This window comes from Streptomyces sp. NPDC006544 (genome assembly GCF_040611715.1).
In the GTDB taxonomy this organism is placed as follows: domain Bacteria; phylum Actinomycetota; class Actinomycetes; order Streptomycetales; family Streptomycetaceae; genus Streptomyces.
The window spans coordinates 19,151-39,248 of the sequence record NZ_JBEXOV010000070.1 but is presented as its reverse complement, the minus strand read 5'-3'; the positions used below and the strand labels follow the sequence as shown (position 1 = coordinate 39,248).

Annotated in this window: 14 protein-coding genes; 9 read left to right on the top strand and 5 right to left on the bottom strand. The window is 72.8% G+C overall.

What is annotated here, in order from left to right; translation table 11 throughout:
- Window positions 1-142: 142 nt before the first annotated feature.
- Together ABZY44_RS27205 and ABZY44_RS27200 are read right to left on the bottom strand one after the other, a co-directional pair.
- Entirely contained in the window at window positions 143-1,207 is a 1,065-nt protein-coding gene (locus ABZY44_RS27205) for an oxidoreductase (protein ID WP_356658214.1), read from the bottom strand.
- A gap of 96 nt (window positions 1,208-1,303) precedes the next feature.
- Window positions 1,304-2,224: a CAP domain-containing protein gene (locus ABZY44_RS27200; RefSeq protein ID WP_356658212.1), complete on the bottom strand. Its 921-nt coding sequence runs from the start codon at window positions 2,222-2,224 to the stop codon at window positions 1,304-1,306.
- A gap of 108 nt (window positions 2,225-2,332) precedes the next feature.
- Between ABZY44_RS27200 and ABZY44_RS27195 the strand changes: the two genes are divergently transcribed.
- The 4 genes from ABZY44_RS27195 (at window position 2,333) to ABZY44_RS27180 (ending at window position 8,990) form a co-directional block, all read left to right on the top strand.
- Window positions 2,333-2,614: an acylphosphatase gene (locus ABZY44_RS27195; RefSeq protein ID WP_356658210.1), complete on the top strand. Its 282-nt coding sequence runs from the start codon at window positions 2,333-2,335 to the stop codon at window positions 2,612-2,614.
- Window positions 2,615-2,976: 362 nt separating this feature from the next.
- The gene (locus tag ABZY44_RS27190) at window positions 2,977-3,192 is read left to right on the top strand and encodes a hypothetical protein (RefSeq protein WP_356658208.1); all 216 of its coding nucleotides are present in this window, start codon (window positions 2,977-2,979) and stop codon (window positions 3,190-3,192) included.
- Window positions 3,193-3,430: 238 nt separating this feature from the next.
- On the top strand, window positions 3,431-7,330 hold the full coding sequence (locus tag ABZY44_RS27185) for an AAA family ATPase (RefSeq protein ID WP_356658206.1): 3,900 nt from the start codon (window positions 3,431-3,433) through the stop codon (window positions 7,328-7,330).
- 229 nt (window positions 7,331-7,559) lie between these two features.
- Window positions 7,560-8,990, top strand: a complete 1,431-nt coding sequence (locus ABZY44_RS27180) for a sugar porter family MFS transporter (RefSeq protein WP_356658204.1) — start codon at window positions 7,560-7,562, stop codon at window positions 8,988-8,990.
- Window positions 8,991-9,031: 41 nt separating this feature from the next.
- Here ABZY44_RS27180 and ABZY44_RS27175 read toward each other — a convergent pair whose 3' ends face one another.
- Together ABZY44_RS27175 and ABZY44_RS27170 are read right to left on the bottom strand one after the other, a co-directional pair.
- Window positions 9,032-10,018, bottom strand: a complete 987-nt coding sequence (locus ABZY44_RS27175; protein ID WP_356658202.1) for an LLM class flavin-dependent oxidoreductase — start codon at window positions 10,016-10,018, stop codon at window positions 9,032-9,034.
- Window positions 10,019-10,081: 63 nt separating this feature from the next.
- Window positions 10,082-11,539 carry a cytosine permease gene (locus tag ABZY44_RS27170; protein WP_356658200.1) on the bottom strand — a complete coding sequence of 486 codons (1,458 nt, stop codon included), beginning with the start codon at window positions 11,537-11,539 and terminating at the stop codon, window positions 10,082-10,084.
- 143 nt (window positions 11,540-11,682) lie between these two features.
- Between ABZY44_RS27170 and ftsY the strand changes: the two genes are divergently transcribed.
- Window positions 11,683-12,897, top strand: coding sequence for a signal recognition particle-docking protein FtsY (gene ftsY, locus ABZY44_RS27165; RefSeq protein ID WP_356658198.1), 1,215 nt, complete (start codon window positions 11,683-11,685; stop codon window positions 12,895-12,897).
- A gap of 106 nt (window positions 12,898-13,003) precedes the next feature.
- On the opposite strand, the gene ABZY44_RS27160 is transcribed toward ftsY, so the two are convergent.
- Window positions 13,004-13,675 (bottom strand): bifunctional DNA primase/polymerase, encoded by a 672-nt coding sequence (locus ABZY44_RS27160; protein WP_356658196.1) that lies wholly within the window; start codon window positions 13,673-13,675, stop codon window positions 13,004-13,006.
- A 524-nt stretch (window positions 13,676-14,199) separates the two neighbouring features.
- Here ABZY44_RS27160 and ABZY44_RS27155 point away from each other — a divergent pair.
- The 4 genes from ABZY44_RS27155 to ABZY44_RS27140 all read left to right on the top strand — a co-directional run bounded on the left by ABZY44_RS27155 (window position 14,200) and on the right by ABZY44_RS27140 (window position 20,093).
- Window positions 14,200-15,633: a hypothetical protein gene (locus ABZY44_RS27155; protein ID WP_356658218.1), complete on the top strand. Its 1,434-nt coding sequence runs from the start codon at window positions 14,200-14,202 to the stop codon at window positions 15,631-15,633.
- A 336-nt stretch (window positions 15,634-15,969) separates the two neighbouring features.
- Window positions 15,970-17,316, top strand: coding sequence for an ammonium transporter (locus tag ABZY44_RS27150; protein ID WP_356658194.1), 1,347 nt, complete (start codon window positions 15,970-15,972; stop codon window positions 17,314-17,316).
- On the top strand, window positions 17,313-17,651 hold the full coding sequence (locus ABZY44_RS27145) for a P-II family nitrogen regulator (RefSeq protein WP_112451060.1): 339 nt from the start codon (window positions 17,313-17,315) through the stop codon (window positions 17,649-17,651). Before ABZY44_RS27150 ends, ABZY44_RS27145 begins: the two co-directional genes overlap by 4 nt.
- Window positions 17,652-17,669: 18 nt before the next feature.
- The gene (locus ABZY44_RS27140) at window positions 17,670-20,093 is read left to right on the top strand and encodes a [protein-PII] uridylyltransferase (protein ID WP_356658192.1); all 2,424 of its coding nucleotides are present in this window, start codon (window positions 17,670-17,672) and stop codon (window positions 20,091-20,093) included.
- Window positions 20,094-20,098 lie beyond the last annotated feature (5 nt).

Genomic DNA, 20,098 nt, shown 5'->3' with positions numbered 1-20,098 from the left:
CGGGGAGCTCGGCGAAGACGTCGGCGACGGCGTCGAACCAGGCGGAGCCGCCGGCCGCGGCGCGCCACCGCGCCCTTCGGCGTCCGGAAGGGCCCGGCCCCGGGCCCTTCCCGTCCCGGCCGTCGGCCCGCTTCCGCTCGTCTCAGGCCGTGGCCGCCCCGTCCGGCAGGTTCGCGCCGTGCCTCTGATGGGCCGCTTCGAGCAGGGCCAGCTCCTCGGTGGAGAGCCGCAGGGCGGCCGCGGACACGTTGTCGGCGAGGTGGCCGAGATCGCCGGTGCCCGGGATGGCCAGCACGTGCGGGCCCCGGTGCAGGGTCCACGCCAGCCGGATCCGCGCGGCGCTCGCACCGTGCGCCCGCGCGACGGCACGTACCTCCGGCAGCTCGGCGGCGTCGTCGTCGGCCACGCCGACCTGACGGGCCGAGCCGGCGATCGAGTAGAACGGGACGAACGCGATGCCCTGTTCTGCGCAGTCGCGGACGAACGCGTCCTGGTCGGCGCGGACCCCGATGCCGTACGGGTTCTGTACGCACACCACCGGCGCGATGGCCCTGGCCTCCGCGAGCTGGCCTGGCGTCACGTTGGAGACGCCCAGGTGCCGGATGAGCCCGGCCTCGCGCAGTTCGGCGAGCACACCGAACCGCTCGGCGATCGAGTCGGTCCCGAGGACGCGCAGGTTGACCACGTCGAGCCGGTCGAGGCCGAGCTGGCGCAGGTTCTCCTCGACCTGGCCGCGCAGCAGCCCGGGGGTGGCATGGGGCAGCCAGGCGCCCGAAGGGCCGCGGCCGGGTCCGACCTTCGTGGTGATGACGAGGTCCCGCGGGTACGGGGCCAGGGCCCGGTTGATCAGTTCGTTCGCCGAGCGCAGCGGCGAGAAGTAGAACGCGGCGGTGTCGATGTGGTTGACGCCGAGCTCGACCGCGCGGCGCAGTACGGCCACGGCCTGGTCGCGCCCGCGCGAAACGGCGTCGGCGATGAGCGCCTCGCCGGTCTGGGGGAGGCGCATCGCGCCGAACCCCATGCGGTTGATCTCCAGGTCGCCGAGCTTCCAGGTGCCCGACGCGGCCGCGGGGCCGGCGGGTGCGTCCGCGGCGGGCGTGCCGGGGGAGGGCGTCCCGGGGGGCAGGTGGGCGGGTGCGCCGGTGGTGCGGGGCGGGCGCGGGGCGGGTGCGCGGCCGGTGGGCGTCGCGGTGGTGTCCGAGGTCATGGGGGAATGATCGGCTCGGCCCGGGGCCACTGCCATCGATTCAGCTGTGGCCGAATCGATGGCCGTGCCTCCGGGGCGGCCGGGGCGGACGCGGCACTAGAAGCCGAAGTCCTGGGTCCACCAGGGGCCGCCCGAGGCCACGTGGACGCCGACGCCCAGCGTGCGGAACTCGCAGTTGAGGATGTTCGCCTTGTGGCCGGGGCTGTTCATCCAGGCGTTCATGACGGCTGCCGCGTCGCCCTGCCCGCGGGCTATGTTCTCGCCGCCCATGCCCGAGATGCCGGCCTTGGTGGCCCGGTCCCACGGGGTGTTGCCGTCGGGGTCGGTGTGGTCGAAGAAGCCCCGGACCGCCATGTCCTTGCTGAAGGCTCCGGCCAGCGCCGCCAGCGGCGGGTTCGCCCGTACCGGGCCGCAGCCGGCCTGTGCGCGTGCCTGGTTCACCAGCTCGAGGACGGCGGTCTCCTCGGCGGAGTGGCCGGTGGAGGGGGGCGGGACCGCGGTGGGCTTCGGGGCGGCCGGCTTCGGCGGGGTCACCGGGGCGGGGCTGGCCTTCGGCGCCTTCGGCGCCTTGGGCGGCTCGGCCGAAGGCGTCGGCGAAGGGCTGGCCGACGGCGACGGCGACGGGGACTGCGACGGGGACGGCGAGGCGGAAGGGGAAGGAGACGCCGAAGGGGAGGGGGAGGCCGATCCGGACGCGGAGCCCGTACCGGCGGAGGCGCGGCCCGAGAGGTTGGCGAGACCGCCCTGCTGTTCCAGAGCGCTCCCCGGGCTGGGTGACGCCTGGGCCCCGGCGTGCGTCCTCGCGTCGGAGTGCGAGCCCGCGACCCCTACATAGGGGAAGGCGGAGCCCACGGGGACGACGCCCGTGGTGACGGCCGCCGTACCGAGCACCACGGCCACGGAGAGGCCGAGCAGGCCGCCGCGCACAACGGTGCGGCGCTTGGAGCCGCTGCGGGGTGCGGCGTGGAGCCGGTGGCGTCCCATCGCGGCCTGCCCTTCTCGTCGTTCGTCGCTCAAGATCAACCTTTACTCACCCAAATGGGTGAGTTCATTGCTGCGCGACTGTACGCCATGACGCATGGGGGCGCCGTGACCCGAAAGTGTTCGCCCGGTTAGCGTTCGGGCATGAACGAAGACGTCCGCATGACCGCCTGGGTGCGCGGTCGTGTACAAGGAGTGGGCTTCCGCTGGTTCACCAGGGCCAATGCCCTGGAGATCGGCGGACTGGCCGGCTTCGCGCTCAACCTCGACGACGGCCGAGTACAGGTGGTGGCCGAAGGGCAACGTGAGAATTGCCACCGGCTCCTGGAGTGGCTGCACGGGGCCGACACGCCCGGGCGGGTGGACGGGGTGACAGAGATCTGGGGCACACCGCGCGGCGTCTACGACGGATTCGCGATCCGGTGACCGATCGACTGATCATGCACTGAACAGATCTCCGGATGGTCGGCACGCGGTCGGATCTGCGCATTCGTCGCCGACGCGTTGCCGACCCGGCCAAAGAGTGCGAGGCTCGGAGGTGGGGATGATCTCCCCTCCCCTTGCGGGGGCCGGGCTGCCCGCCGATACAGGGCGTGATCGTGTTGACCGTCAAACTTTTTGGTGAGACGCTGGAAGCCCCGCGCACCTGAGCTGTTTGGCAGTGTTGGCAGTTGGCCAAAGAACACGAGCAGTGACGACTGACCATCGCTGCCGGACATCCGCGGGTGCGATTCCCTCACGACCCACACCGCTATCGGTCGGTCACTCAGTGTGGAGGACCATCCATCATGGCAAAGGCGCTTCTCGGTTACGTCGGCGGTTCCGACCCGCGACTCCTCGCCGAGATGCGACGGCTTCAGCAGCGCGTCCAGGACCTCGAGTCCGAGCTCGGACGGATCTCGTCCGAGAACGACGCACTGAACGCGGCCGCCGCACAGCACGGAGACTCGATGCTCGACGGTATCGACCTCGACGTATCCCAGGCGGAGCCTGCGCTCACCTGACCCGCTCCCTCGTCGCTCGACAACCCGCATGATGTGCAAGGGACGCTTCGGCGTCCCTTCTTCATGTTCCGCACGGCCTCCCGGTGTGCCGCCGGCGCGCGCGTCCCCCAACTCGCTCCCGCGCGCACGCGTGGCCGCGGGCGGCGTTGCGCCAGGTGAGGGGCCCCCTTCCTTTAACGTCTGAGGTGCCCCGCACCTTCATGGGTGAAACCGAACGTGAAAGGTAGAGTCCGGCGGCGTGCACCTCAAGTCCCTGACCCTGCGTGGCTTCAAGTCCTTCGCCTCCGCCACCACCCTGCGCTTCGAGCCGGGCATCACCTGCGTCGTCGGTCCGAACGGCTCCGGCAAGTCCAATGTGGTGGACGCGCTCTCCTGGGTCATGGGTGAACAAGGAGCCAAGTCCCTGCGCGGCGGGAAGATGGAAGACGTCATCTTCGCCGGCACGACCGGCCGCCCGCCGCTCGGGCGCGCCGAGGTCTCCCTCACCATCGACAACTCCGACGGCGCCCTCCCCATCGACTACGCCGAAGTCACCCTCACGCGGATCATGTTCCGCGGCGGCAGCAGCGAATACCAGATCAACGGCGACACCTGCCGGCTCCTCGACATCCAGGAGCTGCTCTCCGACTCCGGCATCGGCCGCGAGATGCACGTCATCGTCGGACAGGGCCAGCTGGACTCCGTACTGCACGCCGATCCGATGGGCCGCCGCGCCTTCATCGAGGAAGCGGCCGGCGTGCTGAAGCACCGCAAACGCAAAGAGAAGGCGCTGCGCAAACTCGACGCGATGCAGGCCAACCTCGCTCGCGTCCAGGACCTGGGTGACGAGCTGCGCCGCCAGCTCAAGCCGCTCGGCCGGCAGGCGGCGGTGGCCCGGCGCGCGGCCGTGATCCAGGCAGACCTGCGCGACGCGCGGCTGCGGCTGCTCGCCGACGACCTCGTGACGCTCAAGGGCGCCCTCGACGCGGAGGTCGCGGACGAGGCGGCGCTCAAGGAACGCAAGGAGACGGCCGAGGCGCAGCTCGCCGCGGCGGTCCGGCGGGAATCCGAGCTGGAGGAAGCCGTACGGGAGCTCGCGCCGCGGCTCCAGCGGGCGCAGCAGACCTGGTACGAGCTGTCGCAGCTGGCCGAACGGGTGCGCGGGACCGCGTCCCTCGCCGACGCGCGGGTCACATCGGCCTCGGCGCCGGCGGAGGAGGAGCGGCGGGGCCGCGACCCGCAGGACATGGAGAACGAAGCGGCGCGGATCCGCGAGCAGGAGGCGGAGCTGACGGCCGCGCTGGAGGCGGCGTCCCGGGCTCTGGAGGACACCGTCGCCCACCGGGCCGAGCTGGAGCGGTCGCTGGCCGAGGAGGAACGACGGCTGCGGGACGCGGCGCGGGCCATCGCCGACCGGCGCGAGGGCCTGGCCCGCCTGACGGGCCGGCTCGGCGCGGCCCGCTCCCGCGCGGGCGCCGCCCAGGCGGAGATCGACCGGCTGGTGGCGGCGCGGGACGAGGCGCGGGCCCGGGCGGTGGCGGCGCGGGAGGAGTACGAGGCGCTGGCGCGGGACGTGGGGGAGGACGACGCCGCGTCGGGGACGGGGCCCTCGGCGGGGACGGCTTCGGTCCACGAGGAGTACGAGGCGGCGCGGGCCGAGCTGGCGGCGGCGGAGGCCGCACTCGGCGGGGCCCGGGACGCGCTGGCGACGGCGGAACGCTCACGGGCGGCGGTGTCGGCGCGACGGGACGCCCTGGCGATGGGGCTGCGCCGCAAGGACGGTACGGCGGCGCTGCTGGAGGCGGGACTCCAGGCACGGCTCGAGGGACTGCTGGGACCGGCGGCCCAGCGGCTGTCGGTGACCCCGGGGTACGAGGTCGCGGTGGCGGCGGCGCTGGGGGCCGCGGCGGACGCGGTGGCCGTCGCGTCGGCGTCGTCGGCGGCCGGCGCGATCCGCCACCTGCGCGAGGCCGACGCGGGGAGGGCCTCTTTCCTGATCACCCCGCCGTGCGGCCGGGCCGTGGTTCCCGGTCAGGGCGCGAGCCCCGGCGGCCCGGCGGACGAACCGGATGGCGCGGTCGCCGCGCCCGGCGGGACCGGGCCGGGTCCGGTCGTCCCCCGTCCGGCCCCCTCCCCGGGTACGGAACCTGCGGCTCCGTCGCGCGGTGGCTCCGCCCCGGACCCCGCGTCCCCCGCCCTCCCGGACCCCGCCCTCCCGGCCCCCGCCGTCGGGGACCTCCTGACGGGGCCGGACGTGCGCGACGCGCCCCGGGCGGGCTCGGGCGCGCCGGGCCCCGCCCCGGCGTCGGCTGCCCCGCCGGCGGGGCCCCTGCCCGATGGCGTGGACGGCCGTCCCCTCGGTGTCGCCGCCGCCGGGCTGGTGCGGGGGGACGCCGCTCTCGTGCGGGCGGTCGGGTGGGTGCTGCGCGACGTCGTCGTGGTCGGGGGACTCGACGAGGCCGAGGCGCTGGTGGCCGCGCGGCCCGAGCTGGTGGCCGTGACCGCCGAGGGCGACGTCCTCGGGGCGCACCTCGCGCACGGTGGGTCCGCCGGCGTGCCCAGCCTGATCGAGGTGCGGGCGGCCGTGGACGAGGCCGACGCGGAGCGCGGACGGTTGGACGGGCAGTGCCACGCGTTGCAGGGACAGAAGGAGGCCGCCGATCGGCGGAGGGTAGCGGCCGCGGCGCTCGTCGAGGAGCTCGGTGAGCGCAGGCGGGCCGCCGAGCGGGCGCGGGCCGGGGTCGCCCAGCAGCTCGGCCGGCTCGCAGGCCAGGCGAAGGGGGCGCTGGGCGAGGCCGAGCGCAGTGCCGCGGCGGCGGCCAAGGCGCAGGACGCGCTGGAGCAGGCGCTGGCCGACGTCGAGGAGTGCGCCGAACGGCTGGCCGTCGCCCAGGAGATGCCGGTGGAGGAGGAGCCGGACACCTCCCGGCGGGACCGGCTCGCGGCGGACGGGGCGAACGCGCGGCAAACCGAGATGGAGGCCCGGCTGCAGCTCAGGACCCACGAGGAGCGGGTCAAGGGCCTGGCCGGGCGGGCTGACTCGCTCGACCGCGGGGCCCGCGCCGAGCGGGAGGTCCGCGCTCGCGCCCAACGCCGCCGGGAACGGCTGCGGTACGAGGCCGCGGTGGCCGCGGCCGTCGCCGACGGCGCCCGGCAGCTGCTCGCGCACATCGAGGTCTCGCTGACCCGGGTGGCCGAGGAGCGCACGGCGGCCGAGTACGCCAAGGGGCTGCGCGAGCGCGAGCTCGGCGAGGCCCGCGGCCGGGGCCGCGACCTCAAGGGAGAGCTCGACAAGCTCACCGACTCCGTGCACCGGGGCGAGGTGCTCGGCGCCGAGAAGCGGTTGCGGATCGAGCAGGTGGAGACCCGCGCGCTGGAGGAGTTCGGGATGGGGGCGCGGGAGCTGGTCGGTGAGTACGGACCCGATCAGCCGGTGCCGCCCGGCCCGCCCGAGGCCGAGGAGGCCCCGGGGGCGCGGACCGACGGCGTGGGCGCCGGGCGGGGACCCTTCGTACGGGCTCAGCAGGAGAAGCGGCTCAGGGCGGCCGAGCGCGCCTACCAGCAGCTCGGCAAGGTCAATCCGCTCGCCCTGGAGGAGTTCGCCGCCCTCGAGGAGCGGCACAAGTTCCTCAGCGAGCAGCTGGAAGACCTCAGGAAGACGCGGGCGGACCTCCTTCAGGTCGTGAAGGAGGTCGACGTGCGGGTCGAGCAGGTCTTCACGGAGGCCTACCGGGACACGGCCCGCGAGTTCGAGGGGGTGTTCTCACGGCTGTTCCCCGGCGGCGAGGGCCGGCTGGTGCTCACCGACCCCGACAGCATGCTGACCACCGGCGTGGACGTGGAGGCCCGCCCCCCGGGCAAGAAGGTCAAGCGGCTGTCGCTGCTCTCCGGCGGCGAGCGCTCGCTGACCGCAGTGGCACTGCTGGTCTCCATCTTCAAGGCCCGGCCCAGTCCCTTCTACGTGATGGACGAGGTGGAGGCCGCGCTCGACGACACGAACCTGCAGCGGCTGATCCGGATCATGGCGGAGCTGCAGGAGAGTTCGCAGCTCATCGTGATCACGCACCAGAAGCGGACGATGGAGGTCGCCGACGCCCTGTACGGCGTCTCCATGCAGGGCGACGGGGTCTCCAAGGTCATCAGCCAGCGGCTTCGTTGACCTCTCACTTCACTTAGTGAACGCACTACGCCAGGACCGCTGGGCTTGCCCTAGGAAGAATCGGGTTCATCTCCCCTCTTGACTTCAGAAAGTGAAGCCATAGGCTCTGCTGTGCCGTGTTGACGTTCAGGTGGTGGCAAGCAGTTTGCTGTGCGCCACTAGAGGAACACGAGCAAGCAACAACGAACCCCACACAGCCCGCCGTAGCCGCCGGGCCCAGGAGCGCACCTTGACCAGCACAGCGAACGCACCCGCGTCAGGCGGTGGAAGCGCGTCCCACCCCGACCACCTCGGCCACGTCATCTTCATCACCGCGGCCGCGGCCATGGGCGGCTTCCTCTTCGGCTATGACAGCTCCGTCATCAACGGCGCCGTGGAGGCGATCCGCGACCGCTTCGACGTCGGCTCGGCGGTGCTCGCCCAGGTGATCGCCGCGGCGCTGATCGGCTGCGCCATCGGCGCCGCCACAGCGGGCCGCCTCGCCGACCGGATCGGCCGAATCCGCTGCATGCAGATCGCCTCGGTCCTGTTCACCGCGAGCGCCATCGGCTCGGCCCTGCCGTTCGCCCTCTGGGACCTCGCCATGTGGCGCATCATCGGCGGCTTCGGCATCGGCATGGCCTCCGTCATCGGCCCCGCCTACATCGCCGAGGTCTCGCCGCCCGCCTACCGCGGCCGGCTGGCCTCGTTCCAGCAGGCCGCCATCGTCATCGGCATCGCCGTCTCGCAGCTGGTCAACTGGGGCATCCTCAACCTCGCCGACGGCGACCAGCGCGGCGAGATCGGCGGGCTCGAAGCCTGGCAGTGGATGCTCGGCGTGATGGTCGTCCCGGCCGTGCTCTACGGCCTGCTGTCCTTCGCCATCCCGGAGTCCCCGCGCTTCCTCGTCTCGGCCGGCCGCACGGAGAAGGCCAAGGAAGTCCTGCGCGAGGTCGAGGGCTCGGGCATCGACGCAGACTCCCGCGTCCGCGAGATCGACCGCTCCATGCGCTCCGAGGTGAAGTCCACCTTCAAGGACCTGCTCGGCGGCCGCTTCGGCTTCCTTCCCATCGTCTGGGTCGGTATCGGTCTCTCGGTCTTCCAGCAGCTCGTCGGCATCAACGTGATCTTCTACTACAGCTCCTCGCTGTGGCAGTCGGTCGGCATCGACGCGAGCTCCTCGTTCCTGTACTCCTTCGAGACCTCGGTCGTGAACATCATCGGTACGGTCATCGCGATGATCTTCGTGGACCGGCTCGGCCGCAAGCCGCTCGCCCTCATCGGCTCCGTGGGCATGGCGCTGTCGCTGGGCACGGCGGCCTGGGCGTTCTCGTACAAGACCGGAACCGGCGACGACATCTCGCTGCCGCACGCGCAGGGCATCACCGCCCTGGTCGCGGCCAACCTCTTCGTCCTCTTCTTCGCCCTCTCCTGGGGCGTGGTGGTCTGGGTGCTGCTGGGCGAGATGTTCCCCGGCCGTATCCGCGCCGCGGCCCTCGGTGTGGCCGCCTCGGCCCAGTGGATCGCCAACTGGGTCATCACCGTCACGTTCCCGTCGCTGTCCGACTGGAACCTCTCGGGTGCCTACATGATCTACACGTTCTTCGCCCTGCTCTCGATCCCCTTCATCCTCAAATGGGTGCCGGAGACCAAGGGCAAGGCGCTGGAGGAGATGGGGTAACCACCCCCGCCAACGCCCCTTCTCCTCGATACTGCCCCGGCTCAGTCCTTGAGCCGGGGCAGTACCTGTTCGCAGAGCAGGTGCAGGCTGCGCCAGCCTTCGTCCAGTGGCATCCCGCCGCACAGCGGGTGCAGCACCAGGTTCCCCGCCTCACCCGCGCCCCGGGCGTACGCCACGGCCTCGTCCGGCGTGAGGATGCGGTACACGCCCTCCGCGCGGAGCTCCGCGACCGTGCGCGCACCCGACCGCACGGCGCTGCGGATGTCCTTGGACTGCCAGGACGCGTACGTCCCGGCCTCGTGCAGGAAGCGCTCGCCGTGCTCGGCCCAGGCCCGGTCCGGGTCCTCGGCGATGTGCAGCAGTGGGGTCTCGGCCGCCGGCATCATGCAGAAGCCCTCCGTGCCGTACTCCGCGAGCCTCGCGTCGTAGTACGCCTTCAGCTCGGGCAGGTGCGCGCTCGGGAAGAACGGCAGCCCCAGGCGCGCCGCCCGGCGCGCCGCCGCCTCGGAGCTGCCGCCCACCAGGAGCAGCGGATGCGGCTGGGTGAACGGCCGCGGGGTGACGCGCACCGTCCGGCCGCGGAACTCGAACGGCTCACCCGTCCACGCCTTCAGCAGCGTCTCGAGCAGTTCGTCCTGGAGCCGGCCGCGCCGGCCCCACTCCACCCCGTGCTGCTCGTACTCCTCGGGCCGGTAGCCGATGCCGGCCACCGTGACCAGGCGCCCTCCGCTGAGGAGGTCGAGGACCGCGATGTCCTCGGCGACCTTCAGCGGGTCGTACAGCGGGCCGATGATCGCCGAGACGGTGACCGCGATCCGGCGGGTGGCGCCGAACACCGCGCCCGCGAACGCGAAGGGGGAGGGCAGCCAGTTGTTGTCGGTGCCGTGGTGCTCCTCGGTCTGGATGGTGTCGATCCCGCGGTCGTCCGCGTACGTTGCCATCTCCAGCGCGGCCTTGTACCGGGCGGAGAGGGTTTCCGGGGTGCCGTTCGGGTCGATGAGATTGAACCGGGCCACGGTGATGGGCATGGAGGAGTCCCCCTTCGCCGGAGGTGGGTGGGCGGGCGAAGGGGGACGTTAGCTGACAGGGCGTCAGTTGGACAGGGTCGCGGCGGCCGGCGGCACGTCCGCGAGGGCGGGCTCCGTCGCCCCGGGCGGGGCCGGGGCGGTCGGAGCGCTGCGCGGCAGGACCGCGTACAGGACCGCCGAGGTGGCGATGCCCGCCACCCAGCCGAGGCCGTTGCGGCCGGTCCACGTGCCGGCCAGCGGGCCGCTGAACCAGTCCACCTTCGTGAACAGCAGACCCACCACCAGGGCGGTGCCCCACGCGGTCATGGCCTGCCAGGCGAAGCCGCCCCTGTACCAGTAGGCGCTGGTCCGCGTGGTGTCCAGCAGCGCGGCCCCGTCGTAGGAGGTGCGGCGCAGCATGTCCACGCCGAAGACGCCGATCCAGGCGGAGAAGGCCACGGCCAGCAGGGTCAGGAAGGAGATGAACGAGCCGAAGAAGCTCGTCGCGACCACCATCAGCAGGAAGCCGAAGACCAGGCTGATGACGGCGTTGACGCTGACGGCGGCCGCGCGCGGGACCTTGATGCCGAGGGTCTGCGCGGTGAAGCCCGCCGAGTACATGGACATCGAGTTGATGAGCAGCATGCCGACCACCGCGATCAGCAGGTACGGGACCGCGAGCCAGATCGGCAGGAGCTCGCCGATGAAGGAGACCGGGTCCTGCGCGGTGGCCAGGTCGGGGGTGGCGACGGCCATCACCGCGCCCATGAGCACCATCGGGATGACGACGACGGCCGCGCCGCCGATGGTCGCGCCGACCATGCCCCGGGCGGAGGCCGTGCGGGGCAGGTAGCGGGTGAAGTCCGGGCCGGACGGGACCCAGCTGATGCCGCCGGCCGCGATGGTGCCGATGCCCGCGACCGTCATCGCGGTGGAACCGGCGGGCTTGGCGAACACGGCGGACCAGTCGGTCTCGGCGACGAGGTAGCCGAGGACGAGCACGCTGAAGGCGCCGAAGAGGTACGTGGACCACGTCGAGCAGACGCGCAGCGCGTTGATGCCGAGTCCGGAGACCAGGAAGGTGCAGCCGACGAAGAAGAGCAGGGTGACCACGATCAGGGCGGTGTTCTTCTCGATGCCGAAGACCAGGTCGAGGACGGTCAGGACGGCGTACGCGCCGCTGACCGCGTTGATGGTCTCCCAGCCCCAGCGGGCGACCCAGATCAGGGCGCCGGGGAAGAGGTTGCCGCGCTGGCCGAAGACGGCCCGGGAGAGCGCCATGCCGGGGGAGCCGCCGCGCTTGCCCGCGATGGATATGAGTCCGACGATCCCGTAGGAGAGCACGGGAGCGGCGATCGCGACGAGCAGCACCTGCCAGATGTTCAGCCCGTTGAAGATGACCAGGCCGGCGCCCATGGTCAGCAGCAGCACGCTGATGTTGGCGGCGACCCAGGTCGGCACCAGCTCGCGGACCCGGCCGCGGCGTTCGCCGTCGGGGACCGGCTCCAGGCCACGGGACTCGACGGCGGTCTCGGCAGGCATAGGTGTACTCCGGGGGAGGCGGGGCGGCGGGGGTCGTCCATCATCGTAGATTTGCCGCAAAAAGCACAAACAGAGGCTTACGTCCTGGTGTGAACCTCCAGGGTCCCCGCTCCGGGGCGCGCGTGGCCGATACTGGGTGCGTTATGGACATCCTCATCCTTGCTGTAGTCATCGCCCTGGTCGCGGTCGGCGCCATCAGCGGGCTCGTGGTCGGCAGCCGCAAGAAGAAGCAGCTGCCTCCGCCGGCGCCGTCGAGCACGCCGACCATCACTGCCCCGCCCGCCGAACCGCAGGTGGGGGAGGACGCCGCACCGACGGCGCAAGAGCCGCGCCGCACGATCGAGGAGGTCGTGCTCCCCGAGGCCGAGGCCCCCGTCGCGGAGCCCGAAGCCCCGGTGGCCGAGGCCCCGGCCGCGCCCGCGATCGAGGTGCCCGAGCCCACCGCGGGCCGCCTGATCCGGCTGCGCGCCCGCCTCGCCCGGTCGCAGAACTCGCTCGGCAAGGGGCTGCTCACGCTCCTCTCCCGCGAGCACCTCGACGAGGACACCTGGGAGGAGATCGAGGAGACCCTCCTCATCGCCGACGTCGGCGTCGCGCCGACCCAGGAACTGGTGGACCGGCTCCGCGAGCGGGTCAAGGTGCTCGGCACCCGCACCCCCGCCGATCTGCGCACCCTGCTGAAGGAGGAGCTGGTCGCCCTCCTCGGCACCGACTTCGACCGCGCCGTGAAGACCGAGAGCGGCGTGGACACCCCCGCCGTCGTGATGGTCGTCGGCGTGAACGGCACCGGCAAGACCACCACCACCGGCAAGCTCGCCCGCGTCCTCGTCGCCGACGGGCGCAGCGTCGTGCTCGGCGCAGCCGACACCTTCCGCGCCGCCGCCGCGGACCAGCTCCAGACCTGGGGCGAGCGGGTCGGCGCGCGCACCGTGCGCGGTCCCGAGGGCGGCGACCCGGCCTCGATCGCCTACGACGCCGTCAAGGAGGGCATCGCCGAGGGCGCCGACGTGGTGCTCATCGACACCGCGGGCCGCCTGCACACCAAGACCGGTCTGATGGACGAGCTCGGCAAGGTCAAGCGCGTCGTGGAGAAGCACGGCCCGCTGGACGAGATCCTGCTGGTCCTGGACGCCACCACCGGGCAGAACGGCCTCACCCAGGCCCGTGTGTTCGCGGAGGTCGTCGACATCACCGGCATCGTGCTGACCAAGCTCGACGGCACCGCCAAGGGCGGCATCGTCATCGCCGTCCAGCGCGAGCTGGGCGTCCCGGTCAAGCTCGTCGGCCTCGGCGAGGGCGCGGACGACCTGGCCCCCTTCGAGCCGGAGGCCTTCGTCGACGCCCTGATCGGCGACTGACCGGCGGCCGGCCGGCGACGGACCGGCTCCACAGGGCTCACGAGCCCGTACGAAGGCCAGTGCCCCCGCGGTCCCACGGACCCGGGGGCACTGCCGTGCGCGGGGGTCAGGCCCTGCGCAGCCGGTGGCAGAGATAGGCGAGGGTGCCCAGCAGCAGCCGGGCCTGGGGCGGGTCCCCGGCCGAGTCCAGCGCCGGCGGACGGAGCCAGGCCATCGGGCCGAGCCCCGCGAAGTCGCAGGGCGGTGCGGTGACGTAGGCCCCCTGGCCGAGGGCGCGCAGATCGAGCCCGGCGTCGTCCCAGCCCATCCGGTAGAGGAGCTGCGGCAGCTCGGCCGCCGCTCCCGGGGCCACGAAGAACTGGGCCCGGCCGTCCGGGGTCGTGGTGACGGGGCCGAGCGGCAGCCCCATCCGCTCCAGCCGGACCAGCGCCTGGCGCCCGGCCTCCGCGGCCACCTCGATGACGTCGAAGGAGCGGCCCACGGGGAGGAGGACCGCGGCCCCCGGGTACCCGCTCCAGGTCTCGGCGACCTCGTCGAGGGTGGCACCGGCCGGCACCGTCGGAGCGAGGGCCAGCGGATGCGCCCCGGGCGCACTGCAATTCATATGACCGCAGGAGCAGTCCCGGGCGGGAGCCGCCGCCCGGGCCCCGGGGACCACGTCCCAGCCCCACAGTCCGGTGTACTCCGCCACCGCCGTGCACTCCGGCGTCCGGCCCCGGCGCCGAGCGCCGGAACGGAACTCCTTGGTGCCGCGGCTGCCGCCGATCGTGAAGCCCATGCCCATGCCCCCTCCAACGGGTCGGACGTGCCGGTGGTTACGACGTCGGCGCCACCGATGCGGGCCGGGCGCGGAACCCGGACTGTCCGGGCCGCGCGGGTCCGTCCCGGACGTCACCCGGCGCACTCCTCGCCGCGTGCGCCCCGAGCGCACCTCTGTGCATCCGATCGCTTTCGCCTCCGTGTCAAGTGAATCGCGCCTGGCAGGTGGGGAGTTCATTCGAAGGGGTGGCGAATGGTGGCGTTTCCGGGATCGACCTCGCGGCAGGGGTGATCGTAGGATTACTTTCGGTACACGAAGCGAGAAGGCAGACTCGTCCGCGGGTATGCCGGAGGCAAGGTGTGAAGGATCTGTGAAGACAGGTCTCCGCCGGCTTGAGACGGGCCTCGTGTCGAAAATGGCTGAGTGATGGGGGCGTTCCAGTGAGCGGCAACGACGCAAGCGGAACGAGCGCGGAGTCCGACAGGTCGTCCGCCGATGCGCCGGAGACGCCGGAGCGGGGCGACGACGCCCGCAACGAGCAGCTGACCTCGTGGTTCGTCCGCAGCGGGTGGTCCAAGGGCGAGCTCGCCCGCCAGGTCAACCGCCGGGCCCGCCAGATGGGCGCCCACCACATCAGCACCGACACCTCCCGCGTCCGCCGCTGGCTCGACGGCGAGCAGCCCCGCGAACCCGTCCCGCGGATCCTCTCCGAGCTGTTCTCCGAGCGCTTCGGTTCCGTCGTCGCCATCGAGCACCTGGGCCTGCGCTCCGCCCACCAGACCCCCTCGGTCTCCGGCGTCGACCTGCCCTGGGCCGGCCCGCAGACCGTCGAGCTGCTCGGCGAGTTCTCCCGCAGCGACCTGATGCTGGCCCGCCGCGGCTTCCTCGGGACCTCGCTGGCCCTCTCCGCAGGCCCGGCCCTCATCGAGCCCATGCAGCGCTGGCTCGTCCCGGTCCCGGCCGCCGACCAGGGGCCGCGCGCCGCCGGGCCGGCGGGCGCCCTCGGCGGCCACCGGCCTCCCCGGCTCTCCGAGCCCGAGCTCGGGCTGCTCGAAGCCACCACCGTGATGTTCCGCCAGTGGGACGCCCAGTGCGGCGGCGGACTGCGCCGCAAGGCCGTCGTCGGCCAGCTCCACGAGGTCACCGACCTGCTCCAGGAACACCATCCGGCCCCGGTCATGAAGCGGCTCTTCAAGGTCGCGGCCGAACTCGCCGAACTCGCCGGCTGGATGAGTTACGACATCGGCCTGCACCCGACCGCGCAGAAGTACTTCGTCCTCGCGCTGCACGCCGCCAAACAGGGCGGCGACAAGCCCCTGGGCTCCTACATCCTCTCCAGCATGAGCCGCCAGATGATCCACCTGGGCCGCCCCGAGGACGCCCTGGAGCTCATCCACCTCGCCCAGTACGGCAGCCGCGACTGCGCGGGCCCCCGTACCCAGGCCATGCTGTATGCGATGGAGGCCCGCGCCTACGCCAACATGGGCCAGCCCAGCCGCTGCAAGCGGGCCGTGCGGATGGCCGAGGACACCTTCTCCGACGTCGGCTTCGGCGGCGAGTCCGAGCCCGACTGGATCCGCTTCTTCTCCGAGGCCGAGCTCAACGGCGAGAACTCCCACTCCTACCGCGATCTGGCCTACGTGGCCGGCCGCAGCCCCATGTACGCCTCCCTCGCCGAGCCCGTGATGCGGCGCGCCGTCGAGCTCTTCGAGAAGGACGAGGAGCACCAGCGCTCGCTCGCCCTCAACCTCGTCGGCCTGGCCACCGTGCACCTGCTCCAGCGCGAGCCCGAGCAGGCCGCGGTCCTGGTCGGCCGCGCCCTCGACGTGGCGGGAAAGGTGCGGTCCGAACGGGTGAACACCCGGCTGCGCAAGACCGTCGACGCCGCCGCGCGCGAGTACGGCGACGTCGCCGACGTGGTACGGCTCACCGACCACCTCGCCTCCCGGCTCCCCGAAGCCGCAGAGGCCGTCTGACGGCCCTCGGGCCGCCACCCAAGGCCCCCGGCCGCGGCAGTCACCCCGTGAAGCCCGATCAGGCTCCCCCAGCCAGGTTCCCCGGGTCACCGCCGCGGCCGGGTCCCGCACACCCCGCTCCATGAACCACTCGTTCATGGACGCGTAACACGCGGGACCTCTTCGTCATCCCCGCGAAACACCCAGCGGCGCCGCTGGAAACCGGCCTGCGCGAATCTCAGGGCCATTAACCGGCCAGCCCCCACGCCGGTGCCCTCAGGCCTGATTCACGAACCAGCGCCGCCCAGGTTTTCACGGTCGCCCGCACGCGAACGTACCGACGACGAGGAGACGCCGATGGCATCAGCCATCACGACCCTCGCGGCAGACGCCCCGACACTGTCTGCCGCGAACACCGGGTTCATGCTCATCTGCTCCGCCCTGGTCATGCTGATGACCCCGGGACTCGCCTTCTTCTACGGAGGCATGGTCCGCGTCAAGAGCAGCCTCAACATGCTGATGATGAGCTTCATCAGCCTCGGGATCGTCACGATCCTCTGGGTCCTCTTCGGATTCAGCCTCGCCTTCGGCGCCGACTCCGGTTCCCTCATCGGCTGGACCTCCGACTACGTCGGCCTCAGCGGCATCGGGATCACCGAGCTGTGGGACGGCTACACCATCCCCGTCTACGTCTTCGCCGTCTTCCAGCTGATGTTCGCGGTCATCACCCCCGCCCTGATCAGCGGTGCGCTCGCCGACCGCGTGAAGTTCAGCGCCTGGGCGCTGTTCGTCACCCTCTGGGTCACCGTCGTCTACTTCCCCGTCGCCCACTGGGTGTGGGGCGCCGGCGGCTGGCTCTTCGAGCTCGGCGTCATCGACTTCGCCGGCGGCACCGCCGTCCACATCAACGCGGGCGCCGCCGCCCTCGGCGTGATCCTGGTGATCGGCAAGCGCGTCGGGTTCAAGAAGGACCCGATGCGCCCGCACAGCCTCCCGCTCGTGATGCTCGGCGCCGGCCTGCTGTGGTTCGGCTGGTTCGGCTTCAACGCCGGATCCTGGCTCGGCAACGACGACGGCGTCGGCGCGGTCATGTTCGTCAACACCCAGGTCGCCACGGCCGCCGCCATGCTCGCCTGGCTCGGCTACGAGAAGCTGCGCCACGGCTCCTTCACCACGCTCGGCGCCGCCTCCGGCGCGGTCGCGGGCCTCGTCGCCATCACCCCCTCCGGCGGCTCCTGCTCCCCGCTCGGCGCGATCGCCATCGGTGTCGTCGCCGGTGTCGTGTGCGCCATGGCCGTCGGCCTGAAGTACAAGTTCGGCTTCGACGACTCGCTCGACGTCGTCGGCGTCCACCTCGTCGGCGGTGTCCTCGGCTCCCTGCTCGTCGGCTTCTTCGCCACCGGCGGGGTCCAGTCCGACGCGGCCGGCCTCTTCTACGGCGGCGGCCTGGAGCAGCTCGGCAAGCAGGCCGTGGGAGTCTTCTCCGTCCTGGCCTACTCTCTCGTGGCGTCCGCGGTGCTCGCCTTCCTCCTCGACAGGACGATCGGCATGCGCGTAACCGAGGACGACGAGGTCTCGGGCATCGACCAGGTCGAACACGCCGAGACCGCCTACGACTTCAGCGGAGCCGGCGGTGGTTCCTCCTCGCGGAGCACCGCCGCACCCGCCCCCGTTGCCGCCGCGAGCAAGAAGGTTGACGCATGAAGCTCATCACCGCCATCGTGAAGCCGCACCGGCTGGACGAGATCAAGGAAGCCCTGCACCGCTTCGGGGTCCAGGGCCTCACGGTCTCCGAGGCCAGCGGCTACGGCCGCCAGCGCGGCCACACCGAGGTCTACCGGGGCGCCGAGTACACGGTGGACCTCGTACCGAAGATCCGCATCGAGGTGCTCGTCGAGGACGGCGACGCCGAGGACGTCATGCGGATCGTGGTCGACGCCGCCCAGACCGGCAAGATCGGCGACGGCAAGGTCTGGAGCATCCCCGTGGACTCGGTCATCCGGGTGCGCACCGGCGAGCGCGGCGCTGACGCGCTCTAGACGACGGGAGCTCCTGGGTTGACGAGCGTCGAAGAGACCACGGACAACACGGCCGGCTCGGGACCCAGCGGTTACGCCGCGGCCCGGCTGCGACTCCTCCAGGAGGAGTCGCGGTCCGGGCCCTCGCGGCGTTCCGCCCTGGCCGCCCTGACCGACGACTGGCTGAGGGCGCAGTTCGCCACCGCCGTCGGGGAAACGGGCGTGCGGGGCGCCGCCCTCGTCGCCGTCGGCGGCTACGGACGCGCCGAACTCTCCCCCCGCAGCGACCTCGACCTGGTCCTGCTCCACGACGGCAAGGCCGAACCGCGTGCCCTGGCCGCCCTGGCCGACCGGCTCTGGTACCCCGTCTGGGACCTGGGGCTCGCCCTCGACCACTCCGTCCGCACCCCGGGCGAGGCCCGCAAGACCGCCGCCGAGGACCTCAAGGTGCACCTCGGACTGCTGGACGCCCGGCCCGTCGCGGGCGACGCCGGACTCCTCGCCGGCCTGCGCACCTCCGTCCTGGCCGACTGGCGCAACCTCGCCGCCAAACGGCTCCCGCAGCTGCACGACCTGTGCCTCGAGCGGGCCGAGCGCGCCGGCGAACTGCGCTTCCTGCTGGAACCCGACCTCAAGGAGGCCCGCGGCGGCCTGCGCGACGTCACCGCCCTGCGGGCCGTCGCCGCGTCCTGGCTGGCCGACGCACCGCGCGAAGGCCTCGCCGAGGCCCGGCGCCGCCTGCTCGACGCCCGCGACGCCCTCCACCTGGTCACCGGCCGGGCCACCGAGCGGCTCTCCCTCCAGGAACAGACCCCGGTCGCGGCCCGGCTCGGACTGCTCGACGCCGACGCACTGCTCCGGGAGGTGTACGAGGCCGCGCGCGTGGTCTCGTACGCCGGCGACGTCACCTGGCGCGAGGTCGGACGGGTGCTGCGCGCGCGGGCCGCGCGGCCCAGGCTCCGGGGCCTCCTCGGCACCCGGGGCGCCGCCCCCGAGCGGGCGCCGCTCGCCGAAGGCGTCGTGGAGTCGGACGGGGAGGCCGTACTGGCCCTGGCCGCGCGGCCCGACCGGGACCCGGTCCTGCCGCTGCGCTTCGGCGCCGCCGCGGCGCAGGCGGGACTGCCCGTCTCGCTGCACGCCGTGCGCAGGCTCGCCGCCCAGGCGAAGCCGCTGCCGGTGCCGTGGCCGGCGGAGGCGCGGGAGCAGCTGATCACGCTGCTGGGCGCGGGGGAGCCCACCGTGGCAGTGTGGGAGGCGCTGGAGGCCGAGGGGATCATCACCAAGCTGCTGCCCGACTGGGAGCGGGTGCGGTGCCGGCCGCAGCGCAACCCCGTGCACACCTGGACCGTCGACCGCCACCTCGTGGAGACGGCCGTCCGGGCCTCGGAACTGACCCGCCGGGTGGGCCGCCCCGACCTCCTCCTGATGGCCGCGCTGCTGCACGACATCGGCAAGGGCTGGCCCGGCGACCACTCGGTGGCGGGCGAGACCATCGCCCGGGACGTCGCCGCGCGGGTGGGCTTCGACGCCCAGGACGTGGCCGTGCTCGGCGTGCTCGTCCGCCACCACCTGCTGCTCATCGACACCGCGACCCGCCGGGACCTGGACGACCCGGCCACGGTGAAGGCGGTCGCGGAGGCCGTCGGCTCGCCGGGAACCCTGGAAGTGCTGCACGCCCTGACGGAGGCGGACGCGCTGGCCACCGGGCCGGCGGCGTGGAGCACCTGGCGCGGCTCGCTCGTGGCGGACCTGGTCGCACGGGTCGCCGCGGTCCTGCGGGGAGCGGCTCCGGCGGTGACGGAGCTGGAGATCCCGACGACGGACCAGGAACGCCTCGCGGTGGAGGCGCTGCGGACCGGGGAGCCGGTCCTGGCCCTGCACGCCCGGCAGGAGGAGGACGCCGTCGGAGTGGAGCTGGTGGTGGCCGTCCCCGACCAGCCGGGGGTCCTGCCCGCGGTCGCGGGCGTGCTCGCACTGCACCGCCTGACGGTCCGGGCGGCCGAGCTGCGCTCCCTGGAGCTCCCCGGCCGGATGGGCGAGGTACTGGTCCTGCGCTGGCGGGTGTCCGCCGAGTACGGGTCCCTTCCGCAGGCCGCGCGGCTGCGTACGGACCTGGTGCGGGCGCTGGACGGGTCGCTGGACGTCCCGGCGAAGCTGGCGGACCGCGAGGCGGCGTACCCGCGCCGGCGCGGCGTCGTCCCGCCGCCGCCCCGGGTCGCGGTGGTGCCGGAGGTCTCCTCCCTGGCCACCGTCCTGGAGGTCCGCGCCCCCGACGCCGTGGGGCTGCTGCACCGGATCGGCCGGGCCCTGGAAGCCGCGGCCGTCAGGGTCCGCAGCGCGCACGTCTCGACGCTCGGCGCGAACGCGGTGGACACGCTCTACGTGACCACGGTGGACGGCAAACCCCTGGATCCGGCGGACGCCGCCGCGCTGGCCGCCTCGGTCGAGTCGGCCCTGACGTAGGCCCT

Coding starts and splice junctions, on each gene's coding strand:
- ABZY44_RS27205 (WP_356658214.1), bottom strand. CDS start 1,207: ATGACCTCGGACACCACCGCGACGCCCACCGGCCGCGCACCCGCCCCG.
- ABZY44_RS27195 (WP_356658210.1), top strand. CDS start 2,333: ATGAACGAAGACGTCCGCATGACCGCCTGGGTGCGCGGTCGTGTACAA.
- ABZY44_RS27190 (WP_356658208.1), top strand. CDS start 2,977: ATGGCAAAGGCGCTTCTCGGTTACGTCGGCGGTTCCGACCCGCGACTC.
- ABZY44_RS27175 (WP_356658202.1), bottom strand. CDS start 10,018: ATGCCCATCACCGTGGCCCGGTTCAATCTCATCGACCCGAACGGCACC.
- ABZY44_RS27170 (WP_356658200.1), bottom strand. CDS start 11,539: ATGCCTGCCGAGACCGCCGTCGAGTCCCGTGGCCTGGAGCCGGTCCCC.
- ftsY (WP_356658198.1), top strand. CDS start 11,683: ATGGACATCCTCATCCTTGCTGTAGTCATCGCCCTGGTCGCGGTCGGC.
- ABZY44_RS27160 (WP_356658196.1), bottom strand. CDS start 13,675: ATGGGCTTCACGATCGGCGGCAGCCGCGGCACCAAGGAGTTCCGTTCC.
- ABZY44_RS27150 (WP_356658194.1), top strand. CDS start 15,970: ATGGCATCAGCCATCACGACCCTCGCGGCAGACGCCCCGACACTGTCT.
- ABZY44_RS27145 (WP_112451060.1), top strand. CDS start 17,313: ATGAAGCTCATCACCGCCATCGTGAAGCCGCACCGGCTGGACGAGATC.